This is a genomic window from Pseudomonas palleroniana (genome assembly GCF_003031675.1).
Classification (GTDB): Bacteria; Pseudomonadota; Gammaproteobacteria; order Pseudomonadales; family Pseudomonadaceae; genus Aquipseudomonas; species Aquipseudomonas palleroniana.
Genome location: NZ_PYWX01000017.1, coordinates 46,630 through 62,846, shown reverse-complemented (window position 1 = coordinate 62,846; position 16,217 = coordinate 46,630). Strand labels below are relative to the sequence as shown.

The following is a 16,217-nucleotide window of genomic DNA, read 5'->3' as shown; positions in this document are numbered from 1 at the left end:
GGCCAGGGAATGCCCCATCGCAATAGCCTGTTCGAGCGCCTGGAATGTGAGGGCTCGAGCCGAACGTGCGGCGTGATGTCCGTCGCCGCACATCTGGGAAAAATGCTCAGTACGCGTGCAGGCAGTGTTCAGACATTGCCGGACTATGGTCTGCCCGACCTCAATGACATGCGGCTCAGCCTGCACGAGTCGCTGTCCCGGTCGCGCTTGCTGATCGAGCGTTTTATCCGGGCTTATGAACCGAGGTTGGCGAATGTACATGTCAGAGTGTCTCCCATTGCTCGGGAACCCCTGGCCTTGGCATTTGCCATTGAGGCCGAAATGGCCATCGACGGTGTCAACCAGGCGGTCGTGTTCCATGCGCGCCTGGATGATGCAGGACGGGTTGAGGTCGGCACCGATGGCTTTTAACCGTTATTTTCAGAGCGAACTCAGTGCACTTCGCCAGCTGGGTCGGCGTTTTTCCGAGCGTAATCCGGCCTTGGCACCGTTTCTCGCGGAGCCGGGTCAGGACCCGGACGTCGAGCGATTGCTTGAGGGGTTTGCGTTCCTGACCGGTCGTCTGCGCCAGAAGCTGGAGGACGAACTGCCGGAGCTGGCGCATTCCTTGATGCATCTGCTGTGGCCCAACTACATGAGGCCCTTGCCGTCGTTCAGCATCCTGCAATTTGACCCTTTGAAACGCGCGGGCCCCAGTGTTCGTGTGGCGCGGGATACGGCAGTCGAGAGTCTGGCTATCCAGGGCGAGCGCTGCCGCTTTCGAACGTGCTACGCCACGGATGTCATGCCATTGCAACTGTGTGGCCTGGAGTACCTGTGCCGAGGCGAGGGCGCCTGGTTGGACCTGCGCCTGGTGATGAGTGCCGAAGGGCATTTCGGTGACTTGGTGTTCGACTCGTTACGCCTGCATCTGGCTGGCGACCGCTACGCGAGCCAGGCGCTTTATCTTGACCTGTTGCGCCATCTGGATGGCATCCATCTGTTGCTGTTGGACGAGGCTGGTTCGCAGGTGACGGGAGCCGATGGCCAACCCATGACGGTGAGGCTCGGTGCCGGCCAGGTTCAACCGGTGGGGTTTTCCCAGGAGCAGGCGCTGATTCCCTATCCGCAGAACACATTCCGTGGTTACCGCCACTTGCAGGAGTACTTCGCATTTCCCGAGAAGTACCTGTTTGTCGATATTGCGGGGCTGGATGTACTGCACACACTCCCACGAGCATCGCTGGAACAGGTGCACGGCATGGTCATGCGTTTTGAATTGCGCACCCAGACATCCAGCCCCCTGCGGCCCACCCTGGACAACGTCAAGCTGTACTGCACCCCCATCATCAATCTGTTCAAGCTGGATGCGGTGCCCATTCGGCTGGATTGCAAACAGGATGAGTACCTGTTGATGCCCGGGGATTACACGCCGGGCAACGCGGCGGTGTTCGCGGTGGACCGGGTCATCGGCTGGCGTCCTGGCGGGTTGGGCTACCAGACGTATGTGCCGTTCGAATCGTTCGAGCATGACGGCGATGCCGAGTCTCTGGAGGCGCGTCCCAGCTACAGCATTCGTCAGCGCCTGTCGGTGCAGCATGACGGGCTCGACACCTGGATGGGATTCGACGGTCGTCGCGAACAAGGTCATGAAACCGTATCGGTCGAACTGACCTGCACCAACTGCAACTTGCCACGGCGGCTGCGAGCAGGCGAGATCAATCAGCCCAGTGAGCAGACCCCAGAGTCGTTGACGTTCCGAAACATCACGGCGCCCACCGCAAGTTTCGCGCCGCCACTGGATCAGGACTTCCTGTGGAAAGTCATCAGCAACATGTCGCTCAACTATTTGTCACTGGCCGATATCAACGCCTTGAAAGTGATTCTCGAAACCTACGATCTGCCGCGTTATCACGATCGGCAAGCGTTGAAAGTCAGCCGCAAGCGCTTGGGTGCACTGCGTTCCATCAGCCACGAGGCTGTTGATCGATTGCATCGAGGGTTGCCCGTCCGGGGGGTGCGGGTGGACCTGAGCATCGACCCCCAAGGCTTTCTGGGGCAGGGCGACATGTTTGTGTTTGCGTCGGTCCTCAACGAGTTCTTTGCGCTTTACGCCAGCCTCAACTCGTATCACGAGTTGCGAGTCATCAGCACACAAGGAGATGTGTACCTATGGCCATCCCGGATGGGACAGCAACCCCTGCTTTGACCCTGATCTGCCAGGTTATCCGCGAGTACACGCTATTTCAGGCCGTGCTGCAGGTGATGGAACGATTGCGCGAGGCTCATCCGTTGCTGGATGACGACACGCTGTACGACCAACTGGAGTTCCAGGCCAATCCAGGGCTGGGATTTGCAGGGCATGACATTGACCGGGTGGAGTTCTTCAGGGAGCACGGGCAATTGCGTGCTCGCCTGCGCCTCAACGTATTGGGGCTGTTCGGTGCCGGATCTCCTTTACCGGCCTTTTATGCCGAGCAGGCCTTTGCCGAGCAGCCGAATGGGAATCCTACCCGCGATTTTCTCGACCTGTTTCACCATCGCCTGCAACGGCTGATGCTGCCGATCTGGCGTAAATACCGCTACCGGGTCTGTTTCCAAACGGGAGCCCGTGATGCTTTTTCCGAGCAGATGTTTGCACTGATTGGCTTGGGGGGCACTGCGATACGAGAGGCCTCGCAACTCGACTGCAAGCGTTTACTGCCTTACCTGGGGCTTTTGAGCTTGCGCGCCCACTCGGCCGCCTTGATTGAGTCGGTGCTGCGTTACTACTTCAAGCACGACCTCATAGGGATCGAGCAATGGGTCGAACGCACGGTGGAGATTACCCACCCACAGCGCAATGAACTGGGCTGCGGCAACAGCTCGCTCGGTCTCGACCTGGTGCTGGGGCACCGGATTGCCGACCGCAGTGGCAAATTCAGGGTGCACATTCTGGCGCTGTGTTGGCGGCGCTTTCACGAGTTCCTGCCCATGGGGCCTGCGTATCAGCCCCTGTGTTCGCTGGTGCGCCTGGCCACGCGTGACCCACTGGAATACGACCTGCGGCTGGTATTGGCGCAAGGGGAAGTGCGGGCGTTGCACATCGGTGAGAGCAATGTCTGTCGCCTGGGTTGGACCAGCTGGCTGGGAACCGAGCGCGCCGATGGTGTGGTCACCCTCTCCGGTAATTTTCATTAGGGACTGATGGTTATGATGAATGTGGACCTGCAACAACTGATCCGCACCTTGACAACCCAGGCACGCCAGGACCTGGAGCGCGCGGCCGAGCGGTGCGTGATGCGCGGCGGTCGTGAAGTGTTAGTGGAAGATTTGCTCCTGGCCTTGCTTGAGCATCCCGAGGGAGTAATGGCCAAGGCATTGGCAGACGCCAATGTCAACGCCGGTGAGCTGCATGCAGCCTTGCAGCCCCGCAGTGAGCAGAGTGCAACCCGCAACCCGGTCTTCGCGCAGGCACTGGTGTGTTGGCTGCAGCAGGCATTGATGGTTGCTCATGTTGAGTTGGGGCAGTCTTTCGTGGACCACGGCGCATTGATGCTGGCACTCCTGCGTCACCCACTGGAGTATGCGGGCAGTGGTTATCACGAGGTACTGAGCCGCGTGGATGCAGATCGGGTACGTGATTTTCTGACGAGCCAGCCTGCCGAAACCGAACCGGTAGCCAGCGCTTCTCTACTGCAGCGTTTTACCCATGACCTGACCCGACAGGCGCGTGAAGGGTTGATCGACCCGGTGCTGTGCCGTGATGGGGAAATCCGCCAGTTGATCGAGATCCTGGTACGACGACGCAAGAACAACCCGATGCTGGTTGGAGAGGCCGGAGTGGGCAAAACGGCGATCGTCGAAGGGCTTGCTCGGCAGATCGTTGCTTCGCAGGTGCCTGCGGCTCTGAAAGGGGTTCGCTTACTGACCCTGGATATGGGCTTATTACTGGCAGGCGCCAGCCTCAAGGGCGAATTCGAACGGCGTCTCAAAGGCCTCATCGATGAAGTGAATGCATCGCCGGAGCCGGTGATCCTGTTTATCGACGAGGCCCATACCCTGACCGGTGCCGGGGCACAGGCGGGCGGTGCCGATGCGGCAAACCTGCTCAAGCCGGCGCTGGCGCGGGGAGCCTTGCGGACCATCGCCGCCACCACCTGGTCGGAGTACAAGCAGTACATTGAGAAGGACCCGGCGTTGGCGCGGCGCTTCCAGCCAGTGTCGGTCGATGAACCCAGTGTCGAGGCGGCGGTGTCCATCCTGCGTGGCCTGGTTCCTGTTTATGAGGAAAGCCACGGCGTTTATGTTCGCGATGATGCTGTCGTCGCGGCGGCGCATATGAGCGCTCGCTATCTGGTGGGGCGGCAGTTGCCGGACAAGGCTGTGGATGTGCTGGACACCGCCTGTGCCGCGGTTCGCACGCGCCAGGCAATGCCACCTGAGGCGTTGCAGAAACTGTGTGTGGAGCTGGGCGAAGGTCGACGCCAACAGCGGGCGTTAAGTCGAGACACCGACCTCGGATTGCCCGTGGATACCCAGGCGCTGCAAACCTTGAACCTGCGTCTTGAAGCGCTTGAGCGACAGCATCAGGCGTTGGAGCAGTCGTGCGGGCAACCCACTCAGAACCTTGAGGTGTGCCCGCATCAGGTGGCTCGCGTTATCAGCGCCTGGACCGGCATCCCGGTCGAGCAGTTGGCCCTTGAACCGGATGAAAAAATCCTCGGCCTGGCCGGCGCCCTGCGTAAGCGCATCCTGGGACAGGAGCACGCGGTGCAAGCCCTTGACCGCGCTTTACGTGCTGTTGCCGCCGGCCTGAACAACGCGGATGCACCCGCAGGCGTATTTTTGTTGGTGGGGCCGAGCGGTGTCGGCAAGACTGAAACGGCACTGGCCCTGGCGGATCTTTTGTATGGCGGCGAGCGTTTTGTTACCACCATCAATATGTCGGAATACCAGGAGAAGCACACGCTCTCGCGCTTGATCGGGGCGCCTGCGGGTTATGTCGGTTACGGCGAAGGTGGGGTGCTGACGGAGGCCGTACGCCAGCGCCCTTACTCGGTGGTGTTGCTCGACGAGGTAGAGAAAGCCGACCCGGAGGTGTTGAGCCTGTTTTACCAGGTTTTCGACAAAGGGCGCGTCAACGATGGCGAGGGGAGAGAGATCGATTTTCGCAATACGTTGCTCCTGCTGACCTCCAACCTTGGCAGTGACCGCATCAGTGAACTGTGTGGCGATGGATGCCGGCCTGAGCCCCAGGTGCTGCAAGACGCGATCTACCCCATTTTGCGCAACCACTTCAAGCCGGCCTTGTTGGCACGGATGCGCGTCGTACCGTATTACCCGCTCTCAGGCGACGTGTTGGGTGACGTAGCGAAACTCAAGCTGGCGAATGTGGGCACACGGTTACATCAACGCAAGCTTGCATTCACCTACACACCTGAGTTGGTTGCGCATATGACCGAGCGTTGCGCTGATGGGGACAGCGGTGCGCGATACATCGATCAATGGATTGAGCGCCACTTGCTGCCACAGATGGTGGACGGTCTTCTCGACGCTACGGCCAGGGATGAGACGTTGACCGGCGTGCATGCGTGCCTCGATGGGAATGGTCGACCCACCTGCGAGCTCAGCCAATGACCGACAATCTCTTTGCACAGCGGCCCGATCCGCAGGCTGATAGCGATGCTTTTCTGGATTGCTTCACACGCTTGGGGCTCGACTGCGATGAAACCTCACTGCCCGATGTGTGTGTCGCAGGCGCGGCGCGACTGAGCGGGTGTGAACTCAGCCAGTTATACCTGCTCGATGAAGTGAGCGATCGGCTCGATCTGATTGCCCAGTATATGCCCGGGAGTACGTGGCGAGCTGGCGCAGGCGAGTGTCCTGACCTGAGAAACCAGCAACTGCTGCATTACACCTTGAGCCAGGGGCGTGCGCTTGGCTTGGATACGGTGCAAAGCAGTCTGTATGACATCGGTTTCTTGCCGGCCTTGGGTGCACCTTGGTGTGCCCTGTTGAGTGTGCCGCTGTTCAACCGGAGCGGTGGCGCCACGGGTGTATTGCTATGCGCCAGCCGGCGCTGCATTCAACTGCAAGGCCATGCAGCGGCGTTGGGGCAACTGGGTAGTTTTGCCTTGAACCAACTGCGGATGCTGCGGCAGGTGCAACCGGTGTCCGGCATTCCAGACCCGAGGCGCAGTATGCCCCTGGCCGGAGCGTACGGCTTGATCGGCACCAGCCCGGCGATGGAGCAGACCTGCAAGTTGCTCGGCAAGGTCCTGCATTCCCCTTACACCGTGTTGCTCTGTGGCGAGACCGGTACCGGCAAGGAGGTGGTCGCCCGCGCCATCCATGCAGCCGGGCCGCGTGGCGGCAAAGCCTTCGTGGTGCAGAACTGCGCAGCGTTCCCCGAAGGGCTGTTGGAGAGTGAGTTATTCGGTTACCGCAAAGGTGCGTTCACCGGCGCCGAACGCAATTATGCCGGGCTGTTTGACGCGGCCGACGGCGGTACGTTGCTGCTCGATGAAATCGGCGATATGCCGCTGGCGTTACAGGCCAAGCTGCTGCGGGTATTGCAGGAAGGCGAGGTACGCCCGTTAGGCGCCAATGCGGCCCATAAGGTTGATGTACGCATCATTGCGGCCACCCATCGCGACCTGGCTGCGATGGTTGCCGAGGGTAGTTTTCGTGAAGATCTGTATTACCGACTCGCTCAGTTCCCGATCCAACTGCCTGCCTTGCGTGAGCGCGACGGCGACGTGCCGTTGCTGGCGCGGCATTTCGCGCAGAACGCGTGCACGACGCTGGGGAGGGCGCCGGTGGGATGGTCGAATGCTGCCCTGGATCAACTGTTGAATCATCGCTTCCCCGGCAACGTGCGCGAACTCAAGTGCCTGGTCGAGCGCGCCGTACTGCTGTGTGACGACGAGGTGATTCTGCCGACGCACCTGTCGCTGCCACCGACACCGGCCGCATCGGCTGGCGATGATGTAACGCTGCGCCAGCGCATGGAGCGGGTGGAACGGGTGTTCCTGCTCGATTGCCTGCACAAGAACCGTGGCAATCGGACCCGCACCGCACGGGAATTGGGCGTCGCCCGACGCACGCTGCTCTACCGACTCGCTCGTTTGAACATTCCCCAGTGGGACGCGAGGGAAGAGTGCTGATTGCGAACTTGAATCTTGCTGGAACACATGCCGCCTTCATCGAAATGAGCCGGCCTGCCTTTTCATTCTGGGAGAAACCAAATGCCTGACCGTCCATGGCAAGCCGTGGTGCTTGTGTTGTGTTTGCTGGGTGGCTGTAACGCCAACTACGTTTTCGATGACGCCGATTATCGACCACTGGGTGACCCGCAGGCGATCACTCGTGGCCAGTGAATGGGGATGCCTGACGATGCAGCTCGTACTTGAAGTGTGTGGGAGCGATGGCGGCGCACCCGTGCCCTTGGCCCGTAAAGTCTTTGACCGTGTCGGCGGCGTGATTGGCCGCGGTTCCGGTTGTGACTGGGTGATTCACGATCCCAGTCGATTGCTTTCCAGTCACCATGGGTTGATCGGTTACCGCGAGGGCCGCTACTTCTTGACCGACATCAGTCGTAACGGGATTGGCGTGGCGGGCAGCCCCGAGCGCTTGCGCAAAGGGCAGGCGCGACCCATCAGCCATGGCGACGTTTTTCAGTTGGGGGCACTGGTGATGCGTGCCGGGTTGATGGAAGCACAGCGCGGTCCGGAAGCAGCGCTGGTCGGCGCGGGAGGACCGATCCCCGATGACGCCTTCCTGGGGCTTGACCCCTTGCAGGCGCTGGACCTTGAACAGCAGCGGCAGGTTGCCTCGAATGAGCTGCAAGCCTTGAGCGAGAGCAGCGAGGAGCCGGGTGCATGGCAGGAACGGCACGCGGCCGACAGGGCGTTTCTGGTCATGCCTCGCCGGGCGGAGCCGCCAGTGGAGGACGCCACGGACGCAATTTCCGCGCTTGGAGCCGCCGTTGAGGAGCCGTTTTGGACGGCGTTTGCTGCTGCCCTGGGCATGGATCTGGACCACCTTGACGGACCGGGCCGTGCGGCGTTGGCTATCAAGGTGGCGCACCTTTTTCGCGTGGCGATCGAAGGGTTGCAACAAAATCTGCGCACCCGTGAAGCGCTGAAGAACGAACTGATGCCGGCATCTACCGACAGGTCGGCGCAGAGGCAAAATCCGTTGGCGGTCTGTGTGGATACCCCGGCTGTATTAACCGCGATGTTAGGTGCGCAGGCGCTGGATCAATGCTCTGCCGAGCGCGCCATTACCCAGGCCCATCAAGACGGGCAAATCCATCAGGTGGCTCTGCTGGCGGCGTGTCGCAGTGCATTGCGTCACGCACATGCCGTCTTCGCCCCTGGGCATTTGCTGTTGAGCCTGGAGTCCCAGCGCAAGCCTTCCAGGTTTTTCAGCGACGCTGGGTACTGGCGGGCTTACCAGCGCTATTACCAACGTCTTGCCGAGGACGATCAGTTCAACGATCCCCTGCTGGGCCGCGAGTTCACCAGGGCTTATGAGGAACAGGTACATCTGGCCTCAGTCCTGCACATCGATTATCCAGGATGATATTCATGCATCGAACACCCCTCAGATTCATGCTGTGCTTGTGCAGCCTGTTGGCCGGCTGCACGGCGCTGTCACCTTTGTCGACATTGACCAAACTGGATGTGGTGCTGACAGCCACCGAACAGGTAAACCCCGACCTTCACGATCGACCCTCGCCGGTGGTGGTGCACCTGATTGAACTGCGTCATGCCGTAGCCTTTGAGAATGCCGACTTCTTCAGCCTGTATAACCATGCCGAACAGGTGCTGCCAAAGGATTGGGTGAGCAGTGAAGAGATCGAACTGCGTCCGGGTGACCGCCTGGCCCTCAAGCTTAGTGTTCGACCGGAAAGCCGTTTCGTGGGGGTACTGGCGGCCTATCGGGATTTGCCGCATGTGCAGTGGCGGCTGCTACTGCCAGTGACACCGCGACACCTGAACCGTGCCGACCTGGTACTGGACAAAGCCGGGGTTCGTATTGCCGGCCCGCTCTCCGGCACGGAGACGCAATGACATGCAGGTTCACAAAGTCATCTGGCAGGAAGGCATGCTGTTACGGCCGCAGCACTTGCAGCACAACGACCGCTATTACCAGCAGCAACTCAACCGCACGCGCTTGTTGGGCAATGATGCCTGGGGCTTCCTGACGCTGGAACTCAATGAGCAGTACCTCAACCTGGGCAAGCTGGTGCTCAACCAAGCCAGTGGCGTTTTGCCGGATGGCAGCTTCTTCGACCTGAGCGCAGTCATGGAGCCTCTGGTGCTGGACGTGCCTGCCGATTCGGGCAAACACGCGGTTTACCTGGCGCTCCCCCTGGCCACCGGCAATCAGGTTGAAACCCGTCAACCGTCCCAGAGCGAGGTGCTGGCCCGCTATATCGCCTGTGAAGTCGAAGTGGGGGATTCGAACGCCGGCATGGGTTCCCCTTGCCGGATCAACTGCGCACGCCCCGATTTGCGCCTTCTGCTGGACGAAGGGGAGAGCGATACGGGCTTCGTGAAACTCAAGGTCGCCCAGGTACTGGTGTCGTCGGGTGAAGGTGGTTTGAGCCTGGACAGGGAGTTCATGCCGGCCTTTATTTTTGTGCAGGACTGCGGGTATGTGTCGTCGTGCCTGCGGGAGGTCATCAGCCTGCTGGCCAGTCGAGGGGATGCCATTGCTGCGCGGATGTGCGGCGAGGGTACGGCAGCCGGAAGCCATGTGGGCGATTTCCTGATGCTGCAAGTGATCAATCGTACCGAGCTGGAGTTGCGTCATTACTTGAGCCAGCCTTTGGTGCGCCCTGAGACGCTGTTCCGGGCACTGGTGTCGTTGCTTGGTGAGTTATCAACGTTCACCTACGACAGCAAGCGTGCCCACCTGGACGTGCATTACCAGCATGCTGACCAGGCAGGCAGCTTCCGCGGCCTGATGGCGCAAGTGCGTGCCGCGTTGTCGGTCGTGCTCGAACAGCACGCCGTCGAGCTGACGTTGCAGCAACGTCAATACGGGGTGTTGGTCTGCCCGGTGAGCGACTTGAAATTGCTCGGCACTGCGACATTCATCCTGGCGGCGACTGCGCAATGTGACTCTGAGGAACTGCGCAATCGGCTGCCGGCCCATCTGAAAGTCGGCCCCGTCGAACGCATCCGTGAGCTGGTCAACCTGCATCTGGCAGGCATCAAGGTCAAGCCATTGCCTGTGGCACCGCGACAGATTCCATTTCATGCCGGCAAGACCTATTTCATGCTCGATATGAATGCCCACGACATCGCGCAGCTGGAGCAGTCAGGTGGCTTCGCTTTCCATGTAGGCGGGGATTTTGCCGGGATTGAACTCAACTTCTGGGCCATTAGGAATTGAACGCTATGGACAGTGACTACCCGCAGGACGAAAAGACCGTGCTGCTTGACCATGAAGGTCGCGGACCGGCACAGGGGCCGATGACCGACTTTCCAGCGCCGCCGCGTTATGAGCAGTTGGAAGACCGGATGATTTATGCGGGCCATCTGTTGGGGGCGCAGCGTTTCAAGGTGGGCCTCAACCCCCTGGTGACGGCGGCCTGGGAGCTGTTGTCGGAGTTGGTCCAACTCAAGGGCTGCTCCGCACGTGAGCAACTGGATACGATCAACGACCGGTTATTGTCGGCGGTCACTCAATTCGAAGCCCGCAGCTTGCAGAGCGGCATCGAGAGCAGCCAGGTCATGTCGGCGCGCTACGTATTGTGCAGTGTCATTGATGAAGCCGTCGTCACCACCCCGTGGGGGGCCAGAAGCGACTGGTCGAAGATGAGCCTGTTAAGCCGTTTTCACCATGAAACCTTCGGCGGCGAAAAGGTCTTTCAACTCCTGGAACGATTGTCTCGCGACCCGGTGAAACACCTGGCCGTCCTGGAGTTGATCTACCTGTGCCTGAGTTTGGGGTTTGAAGGCAAATATCGGGTCATGGAGCGAGGCGGGCTGCAACTCGAAGCCATTCGCGATGGATTGTATCGACAGATCCGGCAAGTGCGCGGCGATCTGCCGGTGGAACCTGTGCTTCCTGCCAGGGACTTGTCGCGTCGCCGCAGGCCGTTACGCCTGATCCCAGTCCCGTGGTTTGTGGCCTTTGTCTTGGCCTGTTTGTTGGTGATGTACACCGGGTTTTCCTGGGTGCTCGGCAAAGAGCGGGCGAATGCGCTGCAACCCCTTCAACTGTCGGCGTCGGATTTGAACCAGACGCCTTTGTAAACGCTGGGAGCGATGAATGAACGCATTCTTCAAGGGCGCGGGCGCTGTGCTGGGCACCGTTTGGGTCTGGAGCCTTTTACTGGTGCTGTGCAGCGCTGCTGTGGTGTGGTGGATCGGGCCGTTATTGGCCGTGGACGATCATCGGTTCTGGCAAGGTTCGGCGGCCCGGCTGGTCAGCATCAGTGTGTTGTTTCTGCTGTGGGGCATTGCGATGGCGCTGGCGGGCGGGGGCCAAGTTGCCGGCCTCGCGAAACCGGGGCGGCGGGCACGCCGGCAGCCATTGAAATGGGTCGAGGAGGAGCACCGGCATGTACGCGGTCGGTTCAAGCAGGCCGTTCAGTTGTTGAAGACGTCCCGGCGCTATGGCGAGCATAACCAGCGTTGGCGCCGTGACTTGCCCTGGTATCTGTTGATCGGTGAGCGCGGCAGTGGCAAGACGCAGCTGTTGGCCGCCGCCGGCTTGCCGTCGCCGTTCGACCAGGCGGGGGGGACGCCGACGAGCGGCGGCGTTCACTGTGACTGGTACTTCGCCGACGAAGGCGTGCTCATCGATACGCCGGGGCGTTACCTGTTACAGCCTGACGTTTCAGTCGATGCGACCGGTTGGACAGCGCTGCTGCGCCTGCTCAAGTGGCGGCGCCGTGCGCGGCCGCTCAACGGCGTGGTGGTGACGCTTTCGGTAGAGCGGCTGACGATCGACAGTGAGCATGATCTGGAGCAGCATGCACGAGCCGTGCATTCACGTTTGCAGGAAATCCAGCAGGTGCTGCATGTGGATGTGCCGATTTATCTGGTATTGACCCAGGCTGATCGGCTGCCGGGGTTTGCTGAGTTCTTCGACTCGCCCCTGGGAGAAGCTGCCGATAGCTTGCTTGGCCAGCCACTTGAGCCTGGCAAAACGGGTATTGAAGTCGCTCAGGTTCACCTGGCGTTCGAGCAGTTGCTGCAACGTTTGAATGATCAACTGATCGCTCGATTGCATCAGGAGCGTAATGCCGACCGTCGTGGCCAAATGCTGGGTTTCCCGCAGCAGGTTGCGCGCCTGGGCGAGCGCCTTTGCCTGTTCATCGAGCTGGCTTTTTCCGCTCATCGCTATCAGCGCGTCAATGGTCTGCGAGGGTTCTACTTGACCTGCGCCAATGGCAGGCGCAACCACTTTGTCCAAGGCCTGTTCAGCCGGGTGATATTCGCCGAAGCCGACCTCGCCGGTTTGCAGGCCCACGAGCAACAGCGCATACGGCGGCGTCAGGGTCTGCAGGCATTGGCAGCAGCGCTGGTGATCTGTGGGGTCGGGGGGCTGTGGATGTACAGCTATTCGCTGAACCAGCAACGCCTGGCTCAGATAGCGGCATTGGCAACTTCAGTTTCGAGCGTCCCGCAGGGTGGCGATGCAGCCTTGAATCTTGTGGCTGTGTTGGATGCGCACCTGTCGGCAACCCAGGTTTTCCCGGATGTGGCAGGCACCCGGCTGGTGGAGCGAGCAGGTTTGTATCAGGGCGAGTTGAGTCGCCCGCTCCTGGTTCGAGCCTATGAGCAGGCGTTGCACCAGCGGCTCCTGGCCCACGTCACGGCGCTGCTTGAAGACCAGGTACGCGCCAGCCTTGGGGATCGGGAGCGCCTGGTGGAAAACCTGCGCGCTTACCTGATGCTCAACCTGCGCGAGCGGCGCGATACCCGCTGGCTGGCGCAACAGGTGGCGGGCCATTGGGCCGCCGGTTTTGCCGGCAACGCTTCGGTGCAGGCGCGCTTGAATCAGCACTGGGTGCGCTTGCTTGAACAGCCGTTCACGGCGCATCTCAACGAGGAGTTGGTGGCGCAGGCACGTGCAGAGCTGCGAGGCGAGTCGTTGGCGGAGGGGATTTATCGCGTGCTGCGCGAGCAGTCGCGCCACCTTGAACCGCTGCGCCTGGCCGAGGGCAAGGTATTCGCCGCCATCGACCCACCGATTCCGGGTTTCTATACAAAAAAGTATGTGCAGTATTTCGAGGCCCAGGGGCCGCGACTGGTGAATGCTATCGCACAGGACAACTGGGTATTGGGGGAGGGCACTGATCTGGGTGCCATGGATTTGCGTCGGTTGATGGTCCAATTGCAGCAACGCTACTTCAGTGAGTATGCCGATGTCTGGGCTGCCGCTCTGGGCCGACTCAGGCTGCTGCCGACCGACAATCTGCGCCAGGACGCCGAGCAGCTGGCGGACCTGACCTCCGCTCAATCCCCGCTGATCCAACTGTTGCTGCAACTGCGTGAAAACACCCGTTTGCTGGCGGGGCATGAGCTTCTGGGCAAAGTGGCCCAGCAAACCGGTGAGCTGGGCCCCTTGACCTCGGCGGCGGCAGCGCAGGCGATGTTTCCCGACGCCGGGCGGCGGGCGTTGCAACGGCGTTTTGAACCCTTGCATCAATTGCTCGATGAGCAGGAAAACCCAGGCGCGCAATTGACTCAGGCATCGCGCTTGCTGGACGAATTGCATCTGCAATTGGCGGCCCTCAACCGAGACAGCTCACCGGAGCAAGCGGCCTTCCTCAGGGTCAAGCGGCGCATGGAGGGGCAACCGGATGTACTGGGTACGCTGCGTGATGCAGCCGCCCGTTTGCCGCTGCCGTTGGCGGGCTGGGTCGAGGGCATCGCGGATGACAGTTGGCGTCACTTGCTGGAACAGGCCTATACGCATGTCAACCAGCGCTACCAGAGCGACGTGCACCCACTCTATGCCAGGGCGATTCGCCAGCGTTACCCGTTCAACGCCCATGCAACCAGCGATGTGGCCCTCAACGACTTTCATGAGTTTTTCAAGCCTCAGGGCGTTCTGGTGCGTTTTTATGAAGGTTACCTGCGACCCTTCGTCAGTGCCGACGGCAACCGCTACCGGTTACGGGGCATGGATGGGCAAAACTTACCGGTCTCACGCTTTCTGTTGGACCAACTGACGAAAGCCCAGGTGATCCGTCGCGGTTTTTTCACTGAGGAGCAGGGAGAGCTGTCAGTCCGGTTTACCCTGGCGCCCTATAGCCTGGACCAGTCGGTCAGCCGGGCGATCCTGCGGGTTGGCGACAAGCAGTTGGAGTACCGCCACGGGCCGATCCTGCCCATGATGTTCCATTGGCCGAGCGACGCGGATAACGGTCGCAGCAGCCTGGTTCTGGAACGAGGCGCTGGGCAACGGCCATTGGGCCTTGAAAAAAGTGCCGGGGCCTGGTCGTTGTTCAGGTTGTTTGACTTGTTGCAGAAAGAGCCTGCCAGTGGGCGCAACGCCCAGTTGTTCAAGGCGAACCTGGCCGGCTTGCGCGCCAACTTCTTGCTGACCAGTCAACGTACGCCCGGGCCGTTTGAAATCGATACCTGGCGCACTTTCCGATTACCGGAGCAGCTATGAGCTGCGGCCAGCATCAATGGCGCAGTGCCGGGCGTTCGCAGCAAGGGCGAGCGCGAGCCCGCAATGAGGACGCCTTCCTGGACTGCCCGCAGCGAGGCTGCTGGGCTGTGGCGGATGGCATGGGCGGCTATCGCCATGGCGAGGTCGCCAGCCAGTGGGTGGTCAGCAGCCTGGCGGCAATGTCGGCCGAGGGTGACCTTGACCGACGGGTTGGCGCGCTTCGCCAACGTTTGCAAGACGTCAATCAACGGTTGGGCGATGTGCGAATGGCGCCCGCCACGGGCGGCGACGTCATGATGGGCAGCACCGTGGTTGCACTGTTGCTTGAGCACGGGCGTGCGGCCTGTATCTGGGCGGGTGACAGTCGCTGTTATCTGTGGCGCGATAAGAGTCTTTACCAGTTGTCGAGGGACCATTCCCTGGCGCAGCGCCTGATGGATGAGCGCCTGTTGAGCGTGGCGCAAGCCCAGGCTCACCCCGATGCCAGGGCCTTGACCCGCGCCGTGGGCGCGCGTTCGCGGTTGCAGCTTGAGGTGCTGGAACTCAGCACCCGCCCAGGCGATGTATTTTTATTGTGCAGCGACGGTCTGTACCAGGCACTCAGCCATGGTGACCTGGGATGTGCGTTGAGCCTGGGGGCACCCCGGCAGGCGGTGGACCACTTGTTTGCCAGGGCGTCGTGCCGGCCAACGGCGGATGACCTGACCGCTGTCGTGGTGCAATCTTGAACGCCGCGTCGACCCCTCCCGGCCTGCTCGTGGGGCGCTATCACCTTGAGCGCGTGTTGGGGCGGGGCGGGATGGGCGTGGTGTATGGCGCACGAGACCTGTTGCACGAGCAGTTTGGTGAGCCCTGCTCCAGGGTTGCGCTCAAGCGGCTGGATGAGACTTTTTCGGCGTGCCCCGATGCACATGTGCTGTTGTTCAGCGAGTTTGCGTTGACACGCAGCCTGCGTCACGACCGTGTGGTGCGCATGTTTTCGTTCGAGGTCGACACCCACAGCCAGGTCGCGTTCTTTACCATGGAGTGGCTGCACGGCATGACCCTGGATCGGTTGTTGCTGGAATGCCCGCAGGGTTTGCCCTGGCGGGAGCTGCAACCCTTGGCCATCCAGTTGCTGGATGCGCTGGTCTATATCCATCAGCAAAACATACTGCATGGGGATGTGAAACCGGCCAATGTCATGGTCGGTGAAGACGGGGTGCGTTTATTCGATTTTGGCCTGGGTTATACGCCGGCATGGGCGAAGGCGGGTTTGCCGAGTCTCAGCCGCGACCGTTTCAACGCCTGGACGCCCGCGTACGCGGCCCCGGAGCTGCTGGCCGGTGGCGCGTTGACGGCTGCTGCCGATGTGTACGGTGTCGCGTGCGTGTTGTATGAACTGGCCCATGGCCAACGTCTGGGTGAGCGCAGCTGCATCGCCAAGCTGACCCGGCCCAGGCAACTGCCTGGGCATTGCTGGCCTGCACTGCGCTGTGCGTTGGCTACGAGCCCCGAGCGGCGCAGTGTGACGGCAGCTGAGTTGCGCGAGGCCTTCGGCCGCAGGCGGTCTTGCTGGTGCCTCTAGGGTAGGGGGCAAACGGTCACGTCATACAACTGGGCTGACA

The 16,217-nt window shown here is 61.1% G+C and carries 13 protein-coding genes; all 13 read left to right on the top strand.

Annotation, left to right across the window (positions count from 1 at the left end; translation table 11 throughout):
- The first annotated feature begins 9 nt into the window (after positions 1 to 9).
- The 13 genes from tssE (at position 10) to C9383_RS05755 (ending at position 16,177) form a co-directional block, all read left to right on the top strand.
- Positions 10 to 411, top strand: coding sequence for a type VI secretion system baseplate subunit TssE (gene tssE, locus C9383_RS05815; protein WP_090370597.1), 402 nt, complete (start codon positions 10 to 12; stop codon positions 409 to 411).
- The gene (tssF, locus tag C9383_RS05810) at positions 401 to 2,188 is read left to right on the top strand and encodes a type VI secretion system baseplate subunit TssF (RefSeq protein WP_090370599.1); all 1,788 of its coding nucleotides are present in this window, start codon (positions 401 to 403) and stop codon (positions 2,186 to 2,188) included. The genes tssE and tssF overlap by 11 nt, the downstream gene beginning before the upstream one ends.
- Positions 2,152 to 3,159, top strand: coding sequence for a type VI secretion system baseplate subunit TssG (gene tssG / locus C9383_RS05805; RefSeq protein ID WP_090370601.1), 1,008 nt, complete (start codon positions 2,152 to 2,154; stop codon positions 3,157 to 3,159). The genes tssF and tssG overlap by 37 nt, the downstream gene beginning before the upstream one ends.
- Before the next feature lie 12 nt (positions 3,160 to 3,171).
- A complete protein-coding gene (locus tag C9383_RS05800; protein WP_090370604.1) occupies positions 3,172 to 5,598 on the top strand; it encodes an AAA family ATPase in 2,427 nt (808 codons plus the stop codon).
- A complete protein-coding gene (locus C9383_RS05795; RefSeq protein WP_090370606.1) occupies positions 5,595 to 7,127 on the top strand; it encodes a sigma-54 interaction domain-containing protein in 1,533 nt (510 codons plus the stop codon). The genes C9383_RS05800 and C9383_RS05795 overlap by 4 nt, the downstream gene beginning before the upstream one ends.
- An 81-nt stretch (positions 7,128 to 7,208) precedes the next feature.
- Complete coding sequence (locus C9383_RS05790; RefSeq protein ID WP_048729418.1) at positions 7,209 to 7,340, top strand: hypothetical protein; 132 nt, start codon at positions 7,209 to 7,211, stop codon at positions 7,338 to 7,340.
- 16 nt (positions 7,341 to 7,356) lie between these two features.
- Positions 7,357 to 8,547 (top strand): type VI secretion system-associated FHA domain protein TagH, encoded by a 1,191-nt coding sequence (gene tagH, locus C9383_RS05785; RefSeq protein WP_162843528.1) that lies wholly within the window; start codon positions 7,357 to 7,359, stop codon positions 8,545 to 8,547.
- A 5-nt stretch (positions 8,548 to 8,552) separates the two neighbouring features.
- Positions 8,553 to 9,038, top strand: a complete 486-nt coding sequence (gene tssJ / locus C9383_RS05780) for a type VI secretion system lipoprotein TssJ (RefSeq protein ID WP_090370608.1) — start codon at positions 8,553 to 8,555, stop codon at positions 9,036 to 9,038.
- Between the two features lies 1 nt (position 9,039).
- Entirely contained in the window at positions 9,040 to 10,368 is a 1,329-nt protein-coding gene (gene tssK / locus C9383_RS05775) for a type VI secretion system baseplate subunit TssK (protein WP_090370609.1), read from the top strand.
- A 5-nt stretch (positions 10,369 to 10,373) separates the two neighbouring features.
- Positions 10,374 to 11,234: a type IVB secretion system protein IcmH/DotU gene (gene icmH / locus C9383_RS05770; RefSeq protein WP_090370611.1), complete on the top strand. Its 861-nt coding sequence runs from the start codon at positions 10,374 to 10,376 to the stop codon at positions 11,232 to 11,234.
- Between the two features lie 16 nt (positions 11,235 to 11,250).
- The gene (gene tssM / locus C9383_RS05765; RefSeq protein ID WP_090370613.1) at positions 11,251 to 14,610 is read left to right on the top strand and encodes a type VI secretion system membrane subunit TssM; all 3,360 of its coding nucleotides are present in this window, start codon (positions 11,251 to 11,253) and stop codon (positions 14,608 to 14,610) included.
- A complete protein-coding gene (locus C9383_RS05760; protein WP_090370615.1) occupies positions 14,607 to 15,338 on the top strand; it encodes a PP2C family protein-serine/threonine phosphatase in 732 nt (243 codons plus the stop codon). The genes tssM and C9383_RS05760 overlap by 4 nt, the downstream gene beginning before the upstream one ends.
- A complete protein-coding gene (locus tag C9383_RS05755) occupies positions 15,335 to 16,177 on the top strand; it encodes a serine/threonine-protein kinase (protein WP_090370617.1) in 843 nt (280 codons plus the stop codon). The genes C9383_RS05760 and C9383_RS05755 overlap by 4 nt, the downstream gene beginning before the upstream one ends.
- Positions 16,178 to 16,217 lie beyond the last annotated feature (40 nt).

Bases quoted from the DNA above. Each gene is read 5' to 3' on its own strand.
- tssK (WP_090370609.1), top strand. From the start codon at position 9,040: ATGCAGGTTCACAAAGTCATCTGGCAGGAAGGCATGCTGTTACGGCCG.
- icmH (WP_090370611.1), top strand. From the start codon at position 10,374: ATGGACAGTGACTACCCGCAGGACGAAAAGACCGTGCTGCTTGACCAT.
- C9383_RS05795 (WP_090370606.1), top strand. From the start codon at position 5,595: ATGACCGACAATCTCTTTGCACAGCGGCCCGATCCGCAGGCTGATAGC.
- C9383_RS05760 (WP_090370615.1), top strand. From the start codon at position 14,607: ATGAGCTGCGGCCAGCATCAATGGCGCAGTGCCGGGCGTTCGCAGCAA.
- tagH (WP_162843528.1), top strand. From the start codon at position 7,357: ATGCAGCTCGTACTTGAAGTGTGTGGGAGCGATGGCGGCGCACCCGTG.
- tssE (WP_090370597.1), top strand. From the start codon at position 10: ATGCCCCATCGCAATAGCCTGTTCGAGCGCCTGGAATGTGAGGGCTCG.
- C9383_RS05800 (WP_090370604.1), top strand. From the start codon at position 3,172: ATGATGAATGTGGACCTGCAACAACTGATCCGCACCTTGACAACCCAG.
- tssG (WP_090370601.1), top strand. From the start codon at position 2,152: ATGGCCATCCCGGATGGGACAGCAACCCCTGCTTTGACCCTGATCTGC.
- tssJ (WP_090370608.1), top strand. From the start codon at position 8,553: ATGCATCGAACACCCCTCAGATTCATGCTGTGCTTGTGCAGCCTGTTG.
- tssF (WP_090370599.1), top strand. From the start codon at position 401: ATGGCTTTTAACCGTTATTTTCAGAGCGAACTCAGTGCACTTCGCCAG.
- C9383_RS05790 (WP_048729418.1), top strand. From the start codon at position 7,209: ATGCCTGACCGTCCATGGCAAGCCGTGGTGCTTGTGTTGTGTTTGCTG.
- tssM (WP_090370613.1), top strand. From the start codon at position 11,251: ATGAACGCATTCTTCAAGGGCGCGGGCGCTGTGCTGGGCACCGTTTGG.